The sequence below is a fragment of the Pyrodictium brockii genome (assembly GCF_055379715.1).
On sequence record NZ_AP042401.1, the window covers coordinates 1,101,259 to 1,118,950 of the forward strand.

General features: G+C 66.8%; 21 protein-coding genes. 12 read left to right on the forward strand and 9 right to left on the reverse strand.

The window, feature by feature from the left end:
* Positions 1-41: 41 nt before the first annotated feature.
* The 5 genes from ACZ42Y_RS05995 to ACZ42Y_RS06015 form a co-directional block, all read right to left on the reverse strand.
* On the reverse strand, positions 42-875 hold the full coding sequence (locus ACZ42Y_RS05995) for a CBS domain-containing protein (RefSeq protein WP_058370825.1): 834 nt from the start codon (positions 873-875) through the stop codon (positions 42-44).
* Between the two features lie 90 nt (positions 876-965).
* The gene (locus ACZ42Y_RS06000; RefSeq protein WP_058370824.1) at positions 966-1,913 is read right to left on the reverse strand and encodes a CBS domain-containing protein; all 948 of its coding nucleotides are present in this window, start codon (positions 1,911-1,913) and stop codon (positions 966-968) included.
* Between the two features lie 74 nt (positions 1,914-1,987).
* Complete coding sequence (locus ACZ42Y_RS06005) at positions 1,988-2,824, reverse strand: CBS domain-containing protein (RefSeq protein ID WP_464735274.1); 837 nt, start codon at positions 2,822-2,824, stop codon at positions 1,988-1,990.
* A gap of 37 nt (positions 2,825-2,861) precedes the next feature.
* Complete coding sequence (locus ACZ42Y_RS06010) at positions 2,862-3,314, reverse strand: CBS domain-containing protein (RefSeq protein WP_464735275.1); 453 nt, start codon at positions 3,312-3,314, stop codon at positions 2,862-2,864.
* A 71-nt stretch (positions 3,315-3,385) separates the two neighbouring features.
* A complete protein-coding gene (locus ACZ42Y_RS06015) occupies positions 3,386-4,024 on the reverse strand; it encodes a tRNA(Phe) 7-((3-amino-3-carboxypropyl)-4-demethylwyosine(37)-N(4))-methyltransferase (RefSeq protein WP_236698138.1) in 639 nt (212 codons plus the stop codon).
* A gap of 122 nt (positions 4,025-4,146) precedes the next feature.
* Between ACZ42Y_RS06015 and ACZ42Y_RS06020 the strand changes: the two genes are divergently transcribed.
* From ACZ42Y_RS06020 to ACZ42Y_RS06030, 3 genes are all read left to right on the forward strand, one after another.
* Positions 4,147-5,295: a PhoH family protein gene (locus ACZ42Y_RS06020; protein ID WP_058371405.1), complete on the forward strand. Its 1,149-nt coding sequence runs from the start codon at positions 4,147-4,149 to the stop codon at positions 5,293-5,295.
* Between the two features lie 91 nt (positions 5,296-5,386).
* On the forward strand, positions 5,387-5,863 hold the full coding sequence (locus tag ACZ42Y_RS06025; RefSeq protein WP_464735276.1) for a putative metallopeptidase: 477 nt from the start codon (positions 5,387-5,389) through the stop codon (positions 5,861-5,863).
* Positions 5,817-6,533, forward strand: coding sequence for a hypothetical protein (locus ACZ42Y_RS06030; RefSeq protein WP_236698137.1), 717 nt, complete (start codon positions 5,817-5,819; stop codon positions 6,531-6,533). Before ACZ42Y_RS06025 ends, ACZ42Y_RS06030 begins: the two co-directional genes overlap by 47 nt.
* Here the strand turns inward: ACZ42Y_RS06030 and ACZ42Y_RS06035 are convergent.
* Positions 6,530-7,735, reverse strand: coding sequence for a proteasome-activating nucleotidase (locus ACZ42Y_RS06035; RefSeq protein WP_058370820.1), 1,206 nt, complete (start codon positions 7,733-7,735; stop codon positions 6,530-6,532). The genes ACZ42Y_RS06030 and ACZ42Y_RS06035 overlap by 4 nt on opposite strands.
* Before the next feature lie 93 nt (positions 7,736-7,828).
* Between ACZ42Y_RS06035 and ACZ42Y_RS06040 the strand changes: the two genes are divergently transcribed.
* The 5 genes from ACZ42Y_RS06040 to ACZ42Y_RS06060 all read left to right on the forward strand — a co-directional run bounded on the left by ACZ42Y_RS06040 (position 7,829) and on the right by ACZ42Y_RS06060 (position 11,636).
* The gene (locus ACZ42Y_RS06040; protein WP_464735277.1) at positions 7,829-8,422 is read left to right on the forward strand and encodes a multiprotein bridging factor aMBF1; all 594 of its coding nucleotides are present in this window, start codon (positions 7,829-7,831) and stop codon (positions 8,420-8,422) included.
* An 89-nt stretch (positions 8,423-8,511) separates the two neighbouring features.
* Positions 8,512-9,630 (forward strand): GTPase HflX, encoded by a 1,119-nt coding sequence (hflX, locus tag ACZ42Y_RS06045; protein WP_464735278.1) that lies wholly within the window; start codon positions 8,512-8,514, stop codon positions 9,628-9,630.
* Positions 9,576-10,136, forward strand: coding sequence for a tRNA (cytidine(56)-2'-O)-methyltransferase (locus ACZ42Y_RS06050; protein ID WP_058370817.1), 561 nt, complete (start codon positions 9,576-9,578; stop codon positions 10,134-10,136). The genes hflX and ACZ42Y_RS06050 overlap by 55 nt, the downstream gene beginning before the upstream one ends.
* A gap of 41 nt (positions 10,137-10,177) precedes the next feature.
* Complete coding sequence (locus tag ACZ42Y_RS06055; protein WP_058370816.1) at positions 10,178-10,702, forward strand: helix-turn-helix domain-containing protein; 525 nt, start codon at positions 10,178-10,180, stop codon at positions 10,700-10,702.
* Entirely contained in the window at positions 10,686-11,636 is a 951-nt protein-coding gene (locus tag ACZ42Y_RS06060) for a DNA cytosine methyltransferase (RefSeq protein WP_464735279.1), read from the forward strand. Before ACZ42Y_RS06055 ends, ACZ42Y_RS06060 begins: the two co-directional genes overlap by 17 nt.
* Here ACZ42Y_RS06060 and ACZ42Y_RS06065 read toward each other — a convergent pair.
* The gene (locus ACZ42Y_RS06065; protein ID WP_058370814.1) at positions 11,608-12,084 is read right to left on the reverse strand and encodes a RecB-family nuclease; all 477 of its coding nucleotides are present in this window, start codon (positions 12,082-12,084) and stop codon (positions 11,608-11,610) included. The genes ACZ42Y_RS06060 and ACZ42Y_RS06065 overlap by 29 nt on opposite strands.
* Before the next feature lie 232 nt (positions 12,085-12,316).
* On the opposite strand from ACZ42Y_RS06065, the gene ACZ42Y_RS06070 reads away from it, so the two are divergent.
* The 3 genes from ACZ42Y_RS06070 to ACZ42Y_RS06080 all read left to right on the forward strand — a co-directional run bounded on the left by ACZ42Y_RS06070 (position 12,317) and on the right by ACZ42Y_RS06080 (position 14,915).
* Positions 12,317-13,135 (forward strand): hypothetical protein, encoded by an 819-nt coding sequence (locus ACZ42Y_RS06070; RefSeq protein ID WP_464735280.1) that lies wholly within the window; start codon positions 12,317-12,319, stop codon positions 13,133-13,135.
* 246 nt (positions 13,136-13,381) lie between these two features.
* Positions 13,382-13,753: a winged helix-turn-helix transcriptional regulator gene (locus ACZ42Y_RS06075; RefSeq protein ID WP_464735281.1), complete on the forward strand. Its 372-nt coding sequence runs from the start codon at positions 13,382-13,384 to the stop codon at positions 13,751-13,753.
* A gap of 79 nt (positions 13,754-13,832) precedes the next feature.
* Entirely contained in the window at positions 13,833-14,915 is a 1,083-nt protein-coding gene (locus ACZ42Y_RS06080; protein WP_201783112.1) for an AAA family ATPase, read from the forward strand.
* Between the two features lie 6 nt (positions 14,916-14,921).
* On the opposite strand, the gene ACZ42Y_RS06085 is transcribed toward ACZ42Y_RS06080, so the two are convergent.
* Both ACZ42Y_RS06085 and ACZ42Y_RS06090 read right to left on the reverse strand, forming a co-directional pair.
* Entirely contained in the window at positions 14,922-15,878 is a 957-nt protein-coding gene (locus ACZ42Y_RS06085; RefSeq protein ID WP_058370810.1) for a hypothetical protein, read from the reverse strand.
* Positions 15,879-15,885: 7 nt separating this feature from the next.
* Entirely contained in the window at positions 15,886-16,650 is a 765-nt protein-coding gene (locus ACZ42Y_RS06090) for a lipoate--protein ligase family protein (protein WP_236698197.1), read from the reverse strand.
* A gap of 96 nt (positions 16,651-16,746) precedes the next feature.
* Between ACZ42Y_RS06090 and ACZ42Y_RS06095 the strand changes: the two genes are divergently transcribed.
* Positions 16,747-17,691, forward strand: a complete 945-nt coding sequence (locus tag ACZ42Y_RS06095) for a radical SAM protein (RefSeq protein ID WP_058370809.1) — start codon at positions 16,747-16,749, stop codon at positions 17,689-17,691.
* The last annotated feature ends 1 nt before the right edge of the window (position 17,692 follow it).

Below are 17,692 nucleotides of genomic sequence, written 5' to 3' on the forward strand. Positions count from 1 at the left end.
CGTCCACGAGGCGCGGGAAGCCTCGAGGCCTCCTAGGCCTCTTATATCGCCCTCAAGATATTATGCTTGACCACTACGCCCAGAGGAGCCCCCTCCTCCACTACGGGCACAGAGCTGAACCCGTGCTCTATCATGAGCCCGGCCGCCTCGGCCAGGTCGCTCTCCGGGGCGACCGAGACCGGGTCCCGAGTCATCACGTCCTCGGCCGTGGGCAGTAGGGGCTCGTAGACGGGGCCAAGCCTGCCCTTAGGCAGCTCGGCGAACCGGCGAATCCTCTTCTTCTCCTCGAGAGCGGCGGCCGGGGAGGCGAACGCTATGTCGCTCGGCGCTATTATCCCTACAAGCCTCCCGCCGTCCACCACTAGCACGCGGCGGGAGGGATGGCCCTCAAGCAGCTCCACCACGTAGGCCAGGCTATGGCTAGGAGAGGCTCTCGGCGCGTCGCTGTACATGTAGTCCCCGGCCCGGCCTCTGCCCCGGAGCCTCTCGGCGTAGGCCCTCACCACGTCGGTCTTGGTTATTATCCCCACGAGCCTCCCGTCCTCGCCGACCACCGGCAGCCCGCCAATGCCGTGCTGGAGCATTAGCCTCGCGGCCTCCCGGAGGGGCCAGCCAGGCTTAGCCACGACAGGCTCCCTGGTCATTACCTCGGCGACCGGTATGGAGTCGAGAGGCCTGCCCCGGAGCCTCCTGGAGGCCAGCTTGAGGAAGTCAGCCTTTGTGACCACTCCCACGGGCTTCTCGGCCTCGTCAACCACCACGAGCCTTCCGACCCGGTGGCGTATCATAAGCCTCCTGGCGTGGGCGAGGCTATCCCCGGGCCTAACAGCCACGACGGGGGAGGACATGTAGTCCGCTATCCTGGGATACGACATTGCTCCAACCCAGCTCTATACGGGTATGGGATGACACGTGCCCGGGCAAAAATCTGGTGAGGATTGAGAGCCCTGGGGCCCTCCGCCCCTCTAGGAGGGCTGCGTGGCGAGGGCGTAGAGTATGTCCCTCTCAGTAACTATGCCCACTAGCTCGCCGTCCTTCACCACCAGGAGGCTACTGACACCCTTCTCCCTCATCAGGGTCGCCGCGTCGCCGGCGTCCGCGTCGGGGCTAACAGTAACGTAGCCGCTGAGCCCGACGAGCTTCACCGGGGCCCTTAGCGCCTCCTCCATGCTATCGCCCTCCATGTAGCGGAAGACGTCGTGGCTGCCGAAGAAGCGTACGATATCCTTCGCCGTTATCATGCCCCAGAGCTTGCCGCCCTCTACTATGGGCAGTCTCCTGACACCATACTTTATCATAGTCTCGGCTGCCTCTTTCAGCGTGGCCTTAGCATCTATGGTTATCACGTTACTCGTCATTATGTCGGATACTTTGCGGCCGATCCTCTTCTCGGCCAGGTGCTCCACCAGGTCGTGCTCGGTTATGATCCCCCAGAGGCTACCGTCCTCCATCACCACGGGTAGGACACCGACGCTCCTGGTAACCATGATCTCCAGTATCCTCGGCAGCTTATCCGCCACGGTTACGTAGACGGGGTTGGGGTTCATGATGGAGGAGACGTGCTCCTTCAGCAGCGCGGAGAAGATGTTGCCGCGGTGCCTGTTAACAACTATGTTGTAGAGGTCGCCGCCGCCCAGGTAGCTGACGAGATCCGTGGCGGTGACTATGCCCTCCAGCTTCTCGTCGCTGGGCGACACCACGGGCATAGCCCTTACCCTGTAGCGGCTCATATCCTCCGCCAGCCCCAGTATGGTGGTGGTCTTGGTAGTGGTGTAGACGGGCCTCCTAGCCAGGATCTTGGCGTCGCCCTCGCTCCTGTGGATGCGGTCGCTGAAGTTCGGCTTCCCGTCGCTCCTCAGCCACCTAATACCCTCCGGCCTCCTGGGGGGCAGGGGCGCTCTAGGCGCTCCCACGGCTCAACGCCTCCCTGGCACCCTCTCCCCTGGGCATCCAAGCCCAATCCCGGTTCTACACGAGGGCCATGGTATTAAACTACCTTGGACCGAGGGCGGCCCCGGAGCCACGCAGCCACCACATCGCTTCTATCCACGACCCCGAGGAGCCTGCCCTCCTCATCCACGACGTACACCCTGCCTATATCCCGGCGCAGCATGAGCCTAGCAGCCTCCGCGGCGGGGGCATCGGGCTCCACCGCGGCCGGCGGGGTGGACATCACCTCCTCCACGCGGGGGCCCCTCCGCAGCCCCGAGGGGGACTCGAGGTCCGGCCTCGTGAACCCGCGGGCCAGCAGGTCGTGCTCAGCCACAACGCCCACCAGCCTGCCGTCCTTAACGACTGGGAGGGCTGAGAAGCCGCGGGAGAGCATTAGCTGCCACACCTTGTAGACCGGGGTCCCGGGCTCGACGTAGACGAGCCTGGTCTCCATAAGCCGCGACACGGGCTTCTCGAGGAACTCCTCCCCGCTCTCCAGGAGCCTCTCTATAACCCCCTCGAGGCCCAGGACGCCGAGCAGCCTGCCCGCATCGTCCACCACGGGGGCGTACCACTCGTCAAGCTCCAGCATCCTGCCGGCCGCCTCCCGCAGCCCCTCGCCCGGCTTGAGGAGGAGCCTGGGCTCCTCCTCGAGGCCCCTAGCCGCCACCCCCGCCCTGGTGCTGGTCACCGTCAGCAGGGCCCTCCTCCTGACCACGCCCTCGAGCCGCATGGTCTTCTCGTCGGAGACCACGGGGATTAGGCGCAGCCTCAGCTCCCTTACCATGCGCCGCAGCTCGCCGATGCTCGTCTGGGGCAGGGCGTAGGGGTAGCGGGTCGAGAACGCGTCTGAGACACGTGCCTCCAGGCCCGACACCGTTAGTAGAATCAAGTATGATTAATGGAGTAAAATCTCTTTTGCAGGACCTCTAGAGTCCGCCTCCCCGGCCCTCCCTTAGGTAGAGGATCTCGATGAGCCCAGGCGCTATCCTCACTATATCGCTCCTCGATATTATCCCGACGAGCCTGCCGTGCTCGTTCACCACCGGCAGGTGGCCTATCCCCTTCTCCCTCATGTACTCCGCGGCAGCGGCGAGGGTAGCGTCCTCGTAGATCGTGACCGGGTTCCTGGTCATTATGTCCTCCACCCGGGTCTTGGAGGGGTCCAGGCCCCGGGCCACCACCCTCCTCACTATATCGCCCTCGGTAACTATCCCCAGTATGGTGCCCTTCTCGTCCACGACCACGACACTGCCCACGTCGTTCTCGGCCATCTTGCGTGCCGCCTCCACGGCAGTCTCGTCGGGCCTAACGGTGACAACGTTAACCGTCATAACGTCGGAGACGCTCAGCTCCTCCGGGGGAGCACTCTCAGAGGACACCATCAGCCACCCCGCTCCTCCGGGACAGTCTTGAAGGCGATTGGGAGGTTAAAGAATGGTACCTCAAGCCCCTAGAGGAGGCCGAGCCGCCGCGCCTTCTCCACCGCCGGGCCCCAGAGGCTTCCAGGCCTCCTACGCCGCAGTGCCTCCAGGAGCCGCCGGTTCCTCTCCTTAGCCCTCGCCAGGACCTCGTTAGCCACGTCCACCATGCGGTGGAGCGCCTCGCGGTCAACCAGCACCCGGTCTCCATCGGCCAGCAGCATGTCCGCCCTCACCCCCGTCCGCAACTCCACCAGCGGGGCCTCGCCCAGCACCATTACCCCGCTGTGCTTGAACCCCGCCTCCCTCGCAGCAGCCAGCAGCTCCCTGGCCTCCTCCAGGCTGGCCGTGTAGACGTGGTATATGGGCCCCTGCACGCTCAGCCAGAGCCGGTGGGCCCAGGGCTTCGCGAGCACCCCCTCTATCTCCTCGTAGCCCACCCTCCCGTGCTTCTTGAAAACAGTCATGGTCTCGTCCTTGGCCCAGGGGTAGGCGGCGTCTATCACGGTTATCCTGCCCGAACAGCTGCTCTTCGGGTAGCTCCAGGGCCGCAGGAAGATCTCGATCAGCACGTCTAGGATATCCTCGTCGAGATAGCCTATCCTGAGGTCCTCCCAGAGCCTCCGCCAGGCCTCCATCTTGGCCTGCTGCCAGCCGCCCCCCGCCGCCACGGCTCCTAGGCCCCGGTGGAGGGTGTTGGAGGAGGGCCTGGAAGACTTGATAAAAGGGCTTGCCGTACCAGCTACTCACTGAAACGGGTACCCATGGCGAGGGAGGGGCGGGGGTGGACGGCATGGGGGCGCTGCTGGAGAAGCTTAAGCCCATGAGCCCCGGGCAGGAGGAGATGCTCCAGGCCCTCACAAGCGACGAGTACGAGATAGTAGGGCTCTTCGGCCCCACGGGGAGCGGTAAGAGCCTCTTCAGCGTCCTCTACGGGATCGACGCGGTGCTGGAGGGCAAGTACAAGAGGCTCATAATCTCGAGGCCCGTGGTCGACGTTGTCACGGGCAGGGAGCTCACGGCCCAGGAGCTGGGGGAGCAGTACTACGAGATAGCCTCGGCCTACCTCCGCGACATCCTGGCAGGCTTCATAGAGTGGCAGGAGGTAGAGAAGCTCATAGACGAGGGCAAGATAATGTTCGCCGACACCCACTACCTCCGCGGCAGGACTTTCGACGACTCAATAATCTTCCTAGACGACTCGCAGAACATCCCCCCGGAGAGCAGCGTTGAGATACTCATGAGGATAGGCAGGAACAGCAAGTTCGTCATAGCCGGCGACCCGGTGTTCCAGAAGCCCCACGGCGTGGAGCGCGACGGCGCCACCGTTATGAGGGAGGTACTGGTCGGCGAGGAGAATGCCAAGGTTGTAGACCTCGGGCTGAAGGACATAGTTAGGCCCGGCGCCCGCCGGGGGATAAGGCTCCTCATAGAGATGAGGATGAGGAACAGGCCCCTCAACGAGGCGGAGAAGAGGGTGATGGAGGCCGCCAGGATCTACGCCCCGGACGCCGACGTGATAACAGTGGTGGAGTTCATAGACGCCAAGAAGCAGTTCCAGATAACGGCCGAGCACGTGCCAGACGCCCTGATACTGGTGAAGGAGGGCTACCTGGGCAGGCTGGTGGGCCGCGGCGGCGAGAGGATACAGAAGATAGAGCAGGACACCGAGCTGAGGCTCCGCGCAGTGGAGCTGACACTAGACTTCACCAACATCATAAGGGCTGTACACCCTGTAAGCTGGATATACAAGCACGTGGTTGATGTGGACTTCGAGGGCCCCTACCTAGCGGTCCGGGTCCGGAGCGACGAGTTCGGCGCCTTCGTCGGCCAGCGCGGCTTCCACGTGAAGTTCCTGGACGCTGTGTTCAGGAAGCTGCTCGGCGTAGGGGTAAAGGCCTACGAGGTCGAGGAGGAGACTAGGCGTAGGAGGAGGCGCTAGCCCCCAGGCCCCCCTTTCTACGGGGCCCCGGGGGCCACCCACTTGTCCCCCCGGGGGCCGCAGCGGCCCCCCTCTGCCCCGGGCAGCCTCCTTGCCGAGGATCAGGCTTGTGCGCGACTCGAGGCTCGAGGAGGCCCTCCGACTCCTCGTGGACGCCCTCGGCCTGGACTACGTGGACAAGTCCAGGCTCTACGCCGCCTGGAGCAGGGGCGCCCGGACGCGAGCATACGCAAGGATATGGGGGGTTCCCAGCCCCTTCACCAGGCTGGGGCTCTGCAGCCCCATGTACGTGGTGGAGCTGGTCTCAGAGAACTTCGCCCACCTGGGCTGCCGCGACCGGGTGGCGGTGCTGGTGCACGAGCTGCTCCACATACCGCGGAGCTTTAGCGGGGGCCTCCGCAGCCACGGGGAGTGGAGCCGCTGGAGCAGGCTGAGGAGGCTGGCGGACAGCCTCCCCGGCGGCGTGGTTGAGAGGGTGTGCAGGCTCCTGGAGAGCTCTCTGGAGGAGCTTATAGGCGGGGGTGCAGGAGGCGATGGGCAAGATCTACGTGCTGAGGGAGCCCCGTAGGGGAGACCGGGCCTGGAACATCTACGCCCTCCGTGAGGCGGCGTGGCTGAAGCGCTGGTTCCAGGGCGTCTACTACAGCCCGCGGCTCAAGAGGCTCCTAGCGGTCTTCAAGCCGACCCCGGGCACCCATGTGAACATGCTGGTGTTCGAGGAGATGGGGGAGAGCGTGCTCAGCGACGCCTACAGGATGGAGTGCCCCAGGGGCTGCAACCGCTGCTGCGTCTTCCGCAGCGGCGCCTTCATCCTCGAGAACGAGCTGCGCCGCCTCCCCGTGGAGGTCCAGGAGAGGATCCGGAGCCAGCCTAGCGAGCTGGTCCGCACCCCTGGCGGCCCCGTGAGGGTCTACAGGCTCGACACCGGGCCTATGGGGCGCTGCATATTCTTCGACGTCGAGGAGGGTAGGTGCATGCTGGAGGACTACGGGAAGCACGCCAAGCCGATAGTATGCCTGCTGACCTACTGCACCGTATTCGCCACCCGGGGCGGCAGGCTCTACCTCAAGAGAGGCTACCGGGTCCTGCGAGACGGGAGGGTGGAGATGCGCTACGAGGAGGTGGACCGGGATACATGGAACAGGATGGTGGCCAGGATGGGCTCCCTCTGGTCCAGCTACCGTAAAACCTTCAGGAGGGCTGGCGCCGGGGCGGTGAAGAGGGAGGCCAAGGCCTAGATGTGCATTACAGCGCCCTCCCCGACACTCATGGGGGCGCTGCTCTCCAGGTACTCCGGGCTCTCCGCGTAGGGCCTCCTCCGCTTCTTCATAACCTTCTCCACCGCGGCCGCGAAGTCCTCCATCGACACGTACCTGCGGCCGCTCCTCAGCGCCATGAGCCCGGCCTCCATAACTATAGCCCTTATATCCGCCCCCGTGGCGCCCTCAGTCACCCTGGCCAGGTAGGCTAGGTCGACGTCCTCCGCCAGCGGCATCCTCCTGGTGTGTATCTTGAATATCTCCAGCCGGCCCTTCTCGTCCGGCGGCGGCACGTAGATCAGCCTGTCGAACCTGCCGGGCCGCAGCAGGGCCGGGTCGAGTATATCGATCCTGTTGGTGGCGGCTATCACCTTCACGTTGCCGAGGGGCTCGAAGCCGTCCAGCTCCGCGAGCAGCTGCATCAGGGTCCGCTGTATCTCGCGCTCACCGCTGGTACCTATGTCTATCCTCTTAGCAGCTATCGCGTCTATCTCGTCTATGAATATGATGCTGGGCGCCTTCCTCCTCGCCAGCTTGAACACCTCCCTCACTATCCTCGCGCCCTCGCCCACATACTTGTGGACGAACTCGGAGGCCACAACACGTATGAAGGTGGCATTGCTCATGGTGGCCACGGCCTTGGCGAGCAGCGTCTTCCCGCAGCCCGGCGGGCCGTAGAGCAGCACACCCTTAGGCGGCTCTATCCCCAGCTCGCGGAACGCCTCCGGCTTGAGCAGCGGGAGTATGACGGCCTCGTAGAGCTCCCTCTTCTGCTCATCCAGCCCCCCTATATCGTCGAAGGTGACGCCAGGCTTCTCGGTGACCTCCATAGCCCTTACGGTAGGGTCCTCCCTCTCGGGGAGCACCTCTACTATGGTCGAGCCCCGCTGGTTGAGCGCCACGTAGGCGCCGGGTGTGAGCCTTGAGACGTCCACGTTGGAGGAGACGTTCACAACCAGGTTGGGCCCGGTACTGCTCTTTACCACGACCCTGCCGTCGGGGAGCACGCTGAGCACTACAGCCTCTATGAGAGGCGGGTTGAGGAGCTTGTCCACCTCCATCTTGTAGCGGCGCAGCTCCCTACGCAGCTCGGCCCTCTCGGCCTCCAGCTCGCGGACACGCCTCTCAAGGTAGTGTATATAGTCCCTGGTGGCCTCGTTGTCGGCGCCGCGCCGCTGCATACCACTACGCCACCATGCACCTAGATTAGAACGGGCATATGAACACCTAAATAATAGTTTGTGCCCCGTGGCTACTCTGGTGAGACGCCCCCTATGCCGCTAGGGAGACGCCGCAGGGAGGTAGTCTACTGCGAGATGTGCGGCCGCCCGATAGAGGGGAGGAGCTACACCATAGTGGTCGAGGGCGTCGAGATGGTGGTCTGCGAGAGCTGCTACCGCCGCTACATGTCCCGCGCCTCCCCTACGAGGATGGATGAGCCGCTGCGGCTCCGCGTGGCGCCCGGCTCCCGGGCGCCGGAGCCCAGTGGGCCGCGGGCCGCCAGGCCAGCGGCGCCCCGGAGGGTGCGGCAGAGGCCCCCCGCCCGCCGTGGCTCGGGGCTGGGGCTCGTCGAGCGCTTCGAGGTGGTGGAGGACTACGCTGAGAGGGTGAGGAGGGCCCGGGAGAAGCTCGGGCTAACCCAGCGGGAGCTGGCGGTGAAGGTCAGGGTCGGGGAGAATGTGATAAAGCGTATCGAGGCTGGGACACTGGTGCCCCCGATAGACCTGGCTAGGAGGCTGGAGAGGGTGCTGGGGGTGAAGCTGCTGGAGCCCGTAGCGGAGGAGCCGCTGGAGGAGCTGGAGGAGGGGAGAGGCAGGGGCGGCTTCCACCTCACCCTAGGCGACGTCGCGGAGCTGCGCGAGGACTAGCCCCCGGGGCAGCCCCTATAGCCGGGCTCCCGCCCCACGCCCAAGCCCGGATGGCCTGCCGCTCCCCGCCGGGGATGCGTGGAGCCGCCTTGAAGCGCGCCATTCTAGCCCTGCCGAGGAGTATGGAGGGTTGGGAAGAGAGGGAGGCATACGCGCTGGTGGAGACTGCAGGCTACCGTGTCGAGGGTGTCGTGCGCTACCGCCCCGTGTCGCGCTCCAGGCTCTTCAGCAGGGCTAAGCTCGAGGAGATCGCCGCCAGCGCCAGGGGGCTGCGGGGCGACGAGGAGGCGAGGATAATAGTCTACGACGAGCTGAAGCCCCGGGAGTACTTTCGGGTGGTTAGGGAGGCCGGCGTGGAGGCTATAGACAGGACGCTCCTCATACTGGAGATCTTCGCCCTCCACGCTGGCAGCAGGGAGGCCAAGCTGCAGATAGAGCTGGCCCGGCTCAGGCACCGGCTGCCGCTGGTGAAGGAGGCTATAAGGCTTGCCAAGATGCGGGAGCTGCCCGGCTTTCTGGGCCCCGGCGGCTACGCGGTGGACGCCTACTACCGGTACATGGTCTCGAGGATAGCGAGGATAAGGAGGGAGCTGCAGAGGCTCCGGGAGCGTAGGGGGCTGGAGAGGAGGAAGAGGAGGAGCGCCGGGCTCCCCCACGTAGCTATAGTGGGCTACGCCAGCGCCGGCAAGACGACGCTGTTCAACATGCTGAGCGGGGAGGCTAAGCCCGTTGGCCCGGAGTACTTCACAACCGTGTCCCCCAAGGTCAAGGCTGTAGGTGTTGACGGGCTCCGCTTCGCGGTGGTCGACACGGTCGGGTTCATCTCGAGGATACCCCCGGAGATCATAGAGGCCTTCCACTCCACCCTCGAGGAGGCCGCCGAGGCCGATCTAATCCTCTACGTGCTGGACGTGTCGGAGGAGGAGCACGTGCTGGCGGAGAAGCTGAGCGAGGGCCTCGACACGCTCCGGAGGATAGGGGTGATCGACAAGCCCATGGTGATAGCCGCCAACAAGATGGACCTGGTCAGCGACAGGAGCGAGCTCGACAGGGTGCTCCGGCTCGTGGAGGCCATGGCCTCCTCGGTCTACCCCGGGCTCCAGGGAGTTATACCCGTCTCAGCCGCGACCGGTGAGGGCCTGGGCAGGCTGCTATGCCGGCTGTCCACCCTGCTGAGAGGTACGGCCGGGTCTACGTGCTCCGGATAGGCCACAGGCCCCAGCGCGACAAGAGGATAACCACCCACGTGGGCCTCGTAGCCAGGGCGTTCGGGGCCAACGGCTTCATACTTGGCGACGTCTGCGACGACCACGTGATGGAGTCGCTCCGCGGGGTGCTGGAGAGATGGGGTGGCTCGATGGAGCTGCGCTGCGGGGTCAGCAGCCGCCGCTACGTGGCTGAGTGGAAGAGGGGCGGCGGCGAGGTCATACACTTGACCATGTACGGGCTTCACGTGGACGATGTCATAGGCGAGATAAGGGCCAGCCCCAGGCCTAAGCTGATAGTCGTGGGGGCGGAGAAGGTGCCCCCGTTCTTCTACGAGGCCGCCGACTACAACGTGGCTATAGGGAACCAGCCGCACAGCGAGGTGGCCGCGCTGGCAGTGTTCCTCGACCGGCTCTACGGGGGCGAGGAGCTCCGCATCGAGTTCCCCGGGGCCAGGGTGAAGATCATACCATCGCCCAGGGGCAAAAGAGTAGTAAGCCTGGAGTGAGCACAATTATACCTGGCTGACGTCATGGGGCTGAGCAGGCCATGCAGGGCAGCGAGCTTGAGAAGTTCTACCTGTTCGTGGAGAGGCTTGTGGACAGCGAGGCCCGGCAGGTGATCCAGGCCCTCTACGAGGAGGGGGGCGAGCTCTCCGAGGCCGATATAGCTGAGAAGACGGGGTTGAAGCTCAACGCCGTCCGCAGGGCCCTCAACCTCCTGGCGGAGAAGGGGCTTGTCGTGTACAGGAGGCAGAGGCACCCGGAGAAGAACAGGCTCGTCTTCTACTGGAGGATAAACTACGAGGGCCTCCCGGCGATCATCGAGGCGAGAAGGAGGGCTGCGCTGGAGAGGCTCCGGACGCTGCTCGAGGGGGAGGAGGGCACCTACTACTACGTCTGCCCCAACGATGGGACCAAGTACACGTTCGAGGAGGCGCTGGAGCACGAGTTCACCTGCCCCAGGTGCGGCACCATGCTTGTCCCGGACCCGGACCGGGAGCTGCGTATACAGATCCTCCGGCAGTACGTGTCGCTGCTGGAGGCGGAGGTGAACAGTGCTAGGCGTCGTTGACCTCTTCGCGGGCGCCGGGGGGTTTGCGGAGGGGTTCCGGCGGGCTGGGTTCCGCATCCTCCTGGGCGTGGACAACGACCCGGCGGCGATAAGGAGCTATAAGGCGAACTTCCCCGAGTCGGTAGCCCTCGCCATGGATATCAAGGAGGTGACGGGGGCGCTTATAGAGAGGCTCGTGGGCCGCCCCGACGTGGTGATAGGCAGCCCTCCCTGCGAGCCCTACACCGGCGCCAACCCCAGGAGGATGCGGAACCCCCTGGACAGGCTCTACCAGGACCCGGCGGGGCAGCTGGCCCTGCACTTCGCCAGGATAGTCGGGGAGCTGCGGCCCAGGGTATTCGTCATGGAGAACGTGCCCGGCATCCTGGACGTGGAGGAGGAGCTGCGCCGCGTCTTCGCCGAGGCCGGGTACCCGAGGATATACTTTAACCTCCTCCGGGCGGAGGACTACGGCACCCCCAGCCACAGGCTCCGCGTATTCATCTCAAACATCAGGATAAAGCCGCCCAGGAGGAGGCGGAGGATAACCGTCGAGGAGGCCCTGCGCGGGCTCCCCGAGCCGGGCAGCGAGGGAGTGCTGAACCACGAGCCCCCCTCCATGAGCCCCAGGAAGGCCAGGAGGATAGCGAGGCTCCGCTGGAGCCAGGCCCTCATCTACTACGAGGGCGCCGAGGGCCGCCGCTACCCCAACCTGATAAGGCTGGACCCCCGCCGCCACGCGCCCACGGTGCTGGGCTCCAGCAGGTTCATCCACCCCTACGAGCCCAGGTTCCTCACCGTCAGGGAGCAGGCCAGGCTGATGGGGTTCCCCGATAACCACGTCTTCCTCGGAGGGAGGGACGAGCAGTACAACCAGGTGGGGGAGGCCGTCCCGGTCCCGCTGGCGGAGGCTATAGCCTGGGAGGTTAGGAGGTTTCTCGAGAAATCCTCCTAGCCAGGGGGTAGAGGAGGAGCGCCGCCTCGGCCACCGGGGTTAGCCTGCCCTCGCTCCCCACGGGGTAGACAGCCTCCCCGAGCCCCGCCACGTCCCTGCCCGGGGCCGCGTCTATCCCGCCGAGGACTATCATCAGGCTCTCCTCCCCGGCCAGCTTCTCCGCGTAGCTCCACGGGTCCACGGGCTCCCCGTACTCCCTCGACACCACCACTATCCTCCCAGGGGAGAGGATCTCCACGGCGTCCTTCACGCTGGGCAGCACCGAGAAGCTCCTCCCCAGCCGCAGCGCCAGCCTCATCGCCTCCGGGACCCCGCTGGAGGCGGCGGCGCCGTAGACCTTGGTGGCCACCAGGTGGGTAAAGCCTAGGCCGTAGACGAGCTTAGCCATGTCTATGAGGCGCTGCGCGCTCGAGACGTCGTGAACCACTACGGCCACCCTCGGCCTCAATGAGCCGCTCCACCCCCTGCCCTGGTAGCGCGCCGCCGGGGGCTCGGCACTTAAAGGTGTCCACATCACGCCCGGGCTCGGCGAGTACAGCCTTCGCCACAGCCCCCGGCCATCTAGAACCTGCCAGAAGGCCTAACCCGAATTATAGGGACGCGCCGCCTAGACCACCCCAGGGGCCCCTCTAGCCCGTCATCACGCTGAGGGCCCTCCGGCCGGCGAGTGGTGGACGCTCATGCCGCGCCTGGTAGCTCTACGCCTCCCCGACGACGTGTACAGGGAGCTGGAGGAGAGGGCCAGGAGGGAGGGCTTCCCCCTCGTCTCCGACTACATCCGCTACCTCGTGCTGAGGGAGCTGGGCCTCCTCGGCGAGGAGAGGAGTGTGGAGGCGCTGGTGGAGCGCGCCGTCTCGGAGAAGCTGAGGGAGCTGGCCGGGGAGGGCAAGCTGGAGGTCACGCCCCCGGACGTGGAGAAGCTGGCGTCCAGGCTGGAGCGCAGGATACAGGACATGATAAACCCCTGGACGGCTAAGATAGACTCGCTGTCGGCGAAGCTGGCCGAGGCCATAGAGAGGCTGGAGGCTCTGGAAGACAGGCTGAAGAGCCTCGAGGAGGCCGTGGAGGCCCAGCGCCGCCAGGAGCAGCCCCCGCCGCCGAGGGCCCCGGTCCAGCCGGCCCCGGGCGAGAGGGCGGCGGGGAGGGAGCACCACCGGGGCAGGAGGCGCTCAGCCATAGAGAGGCTCCGGGAGCAGGGCGTCGTCTTCGAGCACGAGGTCCACTGGCTCCGCGACCGCGACGCGTTCTTCGAGAAGCTCCGCCGCGAGGGGGCGCTGGTGCTCGACCTCGGCGGGGAGCGGGTGGCGGTCGACAGGGGCTTCTGGGAGAACTTCCGCGAGAAGGTGGAGCAGCTCCCCACCGCCAACGACGAGGAGATAAGGATGCTGCTCACCGACACCCAGTACGAACTGTTCAAGAGGCTCAAGGAGGCCGGGCTAGTCTACTTCGACGCCTCCAGGAAGGCCTGGCGCTTCGTGGAGGAGCCCAAGCCGGGGTAGGCGGCCTCGGAGCCAAGTCACTCTTCACAGCCGGCCCCTAGGGGCTCCGGCGCTGGCGTAGTCTTCATCGGCCATCCCCAGGGAGGGGGCCGGGGATGCGGGGGCTCCCGAAGGGGCGAAACTCGCCATCCCCCGCGCCGCTGCGCGGGGCTCGGATCGGCTGTAAGGCTTCACAGCCCCCATAGGGCTGGGGCCCGGGGGCCCATCCCTAAATACAGTGCCCAGGGGCCAGGGGAGCCGGGGAGCATGGCCAGGCTGGGCGACCTGGAGGAGAGGGTGCTGAGCTACCTCCGCGACCACCCGGGCAGCGGGCCGAGGGAGATAGCTGACGCGCTCGGAGAGCCCCTGCAGAGGGTGCGGGCGGCGCTCCAGAGGCTCCGCGACGCCGGCCTCGCCGCCCGCGGCGAGGAGGGCCGCTACTACGCCGTCGCCCCCGCGGTCCGCGGGCTGCCCCGCAGGGAGCTGCGCCGCCCCGGGGGCCACTTCTCCCCCGGCGACCTCGAGGCGGTGGTTGCGAAGCTCGCGGAGCTCGAGGAGAGGGTCGGGATACTCGAGGCTGCGGTGGAGAGGCTTCTCCGCCGCTGCGGGGCCCGCGGCGATGAGTCCAGCGCCTTATAGCCTCGCCCCCGTCGGCCGCGAATGATACCCCTCCGGGGGTCTGTGCAGGGTGTCCGCCGGGCTGCACAAGCTGGAGGCAATGGCCCGGGGCTACGCCCTCGCGGCCGTGAGGGCCGACCGGGAGGGCAGGATACAGGAGGCTATATCGAACTACAAGAAGGCCATAGATATACTCGGCAAGATAGTGAGGCTCTACCCCGACAACCCGCTGGCCCATGTCTACCGCGGGATAATCCAGCAGTACCGCCGCCGGGTAGAGCAGCTCGAGAAGCTCGGGGTCCCGGCCTCCCCGGCGGAGGCGGAGCAGCTCGAGGACTGGATAGTCACGGAGAGGCCTAGGGTGAGGTTCAGCGACATAGCGGACCTGGAGCACGCGAAGCAGGCGATAAAGGAGGCTATAATATACCCGGTTAGGAGGCCGGATCTCTTCCCCCTCGGCTGGCCCCGCGGGATACTCCTCTTCGGCCCGCCGGGCTGCGGCAAGACAATGCTCGCCGCGGCGGTGGCCAACGAGGTGGACGGGGTCTTCTTCAACGTGGACGCGGCCAGCATCATGAGCAAGTGGCTGGGGGACGCCGAGAAGAGGGTGAGGATGCTCTTCGAGAAGGCGCGCGAGGCGGCCCGCGGCGGGAGGCCGGCGATAATATTCATTGACGAGATAGACGCGCTCCTCGGCGTCCACGAGAGCGAGGTCGGCGGGGAGGTTAGGGTGAGAAACCAGTTCCTCAAGGAGATGGACGGGCTCCAGGACAAGAGCAGCAAGCTGCACGTATACGTTATAGGCGCCACCAACAAGCCGTGGAAGCTAGACGAGCCCTTCATAAGGAGGTTCCAGAAGAGAATCTACATACCCCCGCCCGACCGGAGGGCCAGGCTGGAGCTCTTCAAGCTCTACACCCGCGGGCTCCGGCTGACCCCCGACGTGGACCTGGAGAAGCTCGCCGACATGACCGAGGGCTACAGCGCCAGCGACATAAAGGACATAGTCATGGAGGCCCACCTCCGCACCGTGAGGGAGCTGTTCGAGCGGCAGGGAGGCCAGGGCGAGCCCAGGCCCCTGACCATGGAGGACTTCGTGGAGTCGATAAGGTCCAGAAGGCCGAGCATAACGAGGGAGATGATAGAGGCCTACGAGAAGTGGTACGAGAGGTTCAGGGGCTAGCCCCTCCTACCAGACCACGGTCTCCCGGTGTATAGCCGCCCGGCGCGGCGGGCCGCAGAGCCGGAGCCAGGGGAGGGGCTCGCCGCAGCGGGGGCACCTGGGGGCCGTGCCGCCCCCCGCGTCGGCGTACACCCTGACCCCCCAGGGCTTCCTCGAGACCACTGGGGCGCCGCACCTGGGGCAGGCGGTGTCGGTGAGGGTGTAGCTCTCCTCCGGGTAGAGGTAGACGTTCCACCTCCCCCGGTCCCTCAGCTTCTCCACGAGGCTGTACGCCTTGTCGCCCAGCTCCTCCCCCAGGGGGAGCACGTGGACCGGAGTGCCGGGGTACCTAGCCGCCAGGTCGGCCACGGCGGCGGCCGCGCCGGGGGAGCCGTCGTAGGGGACGTGGATCTCCACGGCCTCGAACAGCCGGTGCGCCTCCCTCAGCGCTGCGGCGGCGTGGTCGGGCCGGGGGAGCTTCTCGACGGCCAGCAGGTACTCGAACACGACGCCGTTGTAGCCCGCCTCCCGGGCCTCGCGCAGCCTCTCCAGCGCCACCAGGCCAGCGGTGCGGGCGAGCACGTAGCGCACGCCGGGGGCGGCCTCGCGTACGAGCCCGGGGAGCTGCATCACCCAGTCAGCCACCAAGGGCTCGCCGCCGTCGAGGAGGAAGACGCTGGGGGACAGCATGCGGAGCCTCCGCAGCTCCCCCGGCTCCAGCCTCCGCAGCTCCAGGCCCCTGGGGTCGGCGTAGTCCCTCCAGCTGCAGCGGCTGCAGCGGACCGGGGAGCCGGGGAGCATGAGCCTGGCCGCCACCCCGCCGGGGCAGGTGTGGGCGAGGGGCACGTCCTCGACGCGGAGCACGCTGAGCCAGAGGGCCCTCCAGGGGCGGAGGTCGCCCCTCCCCGGCGCCACGACGCCGCAGCGCCCCTCGCCGCGGCAGTGGAGGATGCAGCGGCTGCACACCGGCCCCTGCCCCTCCAAGGGCCTCCTACCTCCGGCGGAGCCACCAGCTGCTCCGGTACCTCTCCTCCAGCCGCCGGGCCAGGCTCTCCTCCTCCGGGCTGAGGACGTCCAGCCTCACGGTGTCGTAGCCGAGGGCGCGTCGGAAGCCCTCCACCAGCGCCAGGGCGGCCTCCTCCCGGGCGGGGCGGCGGCCCAGCACCCTCTCGACGGTGGTGACCCTCTCCTCTATGCTCCGGGCCCCGTGGCTCTCCAGCTTCTCCCTGGGGGCGCGGAGGAGCCTGGCCATGACCTGGAGGTCTGAGGCGTAGAGGAGGGTGCCGTGCTGGAGCAGCGCCCCCGCGGCCCTCGCCTGCGCGTTCCCCGAGATCTTCCTCCCGGCCACGACCACGTCGTTCACCGGCTTGAACTCGGCCTCCACGCCCAGGACGCGGAGCGCCTCCACAACGCCCCTGCAGAGGACCCGGTAGCTCTCCTCCACGTCCCTCAGCCCTGGGAGAGAGTCCAGCCCCAACGCTATGGAGTATGTAACCTCCCCCGCCGGGTCGTGGTAGACGCTCCCCCCGCCTGTGAACCTCCTCACCACGTCGATCCCCATCCTCCTGGCCTCCTCCAGGTCCACGCTGGCCTCGAGCCTCTGGAACCTCCCGATAGTCACCGCCGGGGGGTTGAAGACGTAGACTCTGAGCGTGTCCGGGACCGCGCCCTCGCCGCGGAGCCGGAGCAGCGCCTCGTCCACCGCCATCTGCCAGGAGGCGGGGTGGCCCTCCAGGTCCAGGATCACCCGCAGCACCCTCGCCAACGCCTACCGGGCCCTCCTCCCGGGGGCTGGAGCGCGCCTGCCCATATATGCCGGCCCCGGAGGCCCCGTGGCCAGGGGCCGTGCAGGGTGCTGGTACGCGCCTCCATAGGCACGCTGGCCGTGCTGGGGCTCGAGAGGATCCCGCTGGCCGCCAGGCCCACCACGGCCTATCTGCTCCAGTACAGCCCCCAGGGCTGTATGGCGCGCTGCATGTTCTGCAGCCAGTCCGTCTTCTCCAGGGCGGGGAGGAGCCTGCTGAGCAGGGTCACCTGGCCCGTGGTCAGGCTCGGGGACATCCTCTCTAGGTGGAGGAGGGGGCTCTTCGCTAGGGTCTGCATCCAGACCGTGCTCCGGCCCGGCTTCGCCTGCGAGGCCTACAAGCTGCTGGAGGGGCTGCGCCGCGTCGACCCCGACACCCCTGCATCGGTGACCACCACGCCGGTGGCGGCGGGCGTCCTCGAGGCCTGGCGGCGGCTCGGGGTGGACACGCTCGGCGTAGGCCTGGACGCTGCAAGCCCCAGGGTTTTCGCCGAGGCCGGGAAGCCCTACAGCTGGAGCACCTACATAGGGTTCATAGGGAGGGCTGTGGGGGTCTACGGGAGGGGCAGGGTCTACGTCCACCTGGTGGCCGGGCTCGGCGAGACGCCGGCCGAGATGCTCAAAGCGATGAAGCTCATCTACTCCCTCGGCGCCCGGGTGGCGCTCTTCAGCTACACCCGGGTCCCCGGCACGCCGCGCCGCTTCCCGGGCGTGGACATCCACACCTACCGTGTCTACCAGGTCGCCCGCCTCCTCCTCGAGGAGGGCCTCGACCCCCTCGACTACATCGACCCTGGGCCCCCGGCCCGGTTCGCCCGGAGGCCCCCCGTGGACCCGCTCCCTGGGCTCCTCACCAGCGGCTGCCCCGGCTGCAACAGGCCCTTCTACAACGAGTCCCCCAGGGGCCCCATCTACAACTACCCCTCGGCCCGCCTCCTCCAGCGGGACCGGGGCCTCCTCGAGGAGCAGCTCCGCAGGATAGGCCTAGGGTGAC

Bases quoted from the DNA above. Each gene is read 5' to 3' on its own strand.
- ACZ42Y_RS05995 (WP_058370825.1), bottom strand. From the start codon at position 875: ATGTCGTATCCCAGGATAGCGGACTACATGTCCTCCCCCGTCGTGGCT.
- ACZ42Y_RS06020 (WP_058371405.1), top strand. From the start codon at position 4,147: ATGGGGGCGCTGCTGGAGAAGCTTAAGCCCATGAGCCCCGGGCAGGAG.
- ACZ42Y_RS06035 (WP_058370820.1), bottom strand. From the start codon at position 7,735: ATGCAGCGGCGCGGCGCCGACAACGAGGCCACCAGGGACTATATACAC.
- ACZ42Y_RS06040 (WP_464735277.1), top strand. From the start codon at position 7,829: ATGCCGCTAGGGAGACGCCGCAGGGAGGTAGTCTACTGCGAGATGTGC.
- ACZ42Y_RS06050 (WP_058370817.1), top strand. From the start codon at position 9,576: ATGCCGGCTGTCCACCCTGCTGAGAGGTACGGCCGGGTCTACGTGCTC.
- ACZ42Y_RS06055 (WP_058370816.1), top strand. From the start codon at position 10,178: ATGCAGGGCAGCGAGCTTGAGAAGTTCTACCTGTTCGTGGAGAGGCTT.
- ACZ42Y_RS06070 (WP_464735280.1), top strand. From the start codon at position 12,317: ATGCCGCGCCTGGTAGCTCTACGCCTCCCCGACGACGTGTACAGGGAG.
- ACZ42Y_RS06075 (WP_464735281.1), top strand. From the start codon at position 13,382: ATGGCCAGGCTGGGCGACCTGGAGGAGAGGGTGCTGAGCTACCTCCGC.
- ACZ42Y_RS06080 (WP_201783112.1), top strand. From the start codon at position 13,833: ATGGCCCGGGGCTACGCCCTCGCGGCCGTGAGGGCCGACCGGGAGGGC.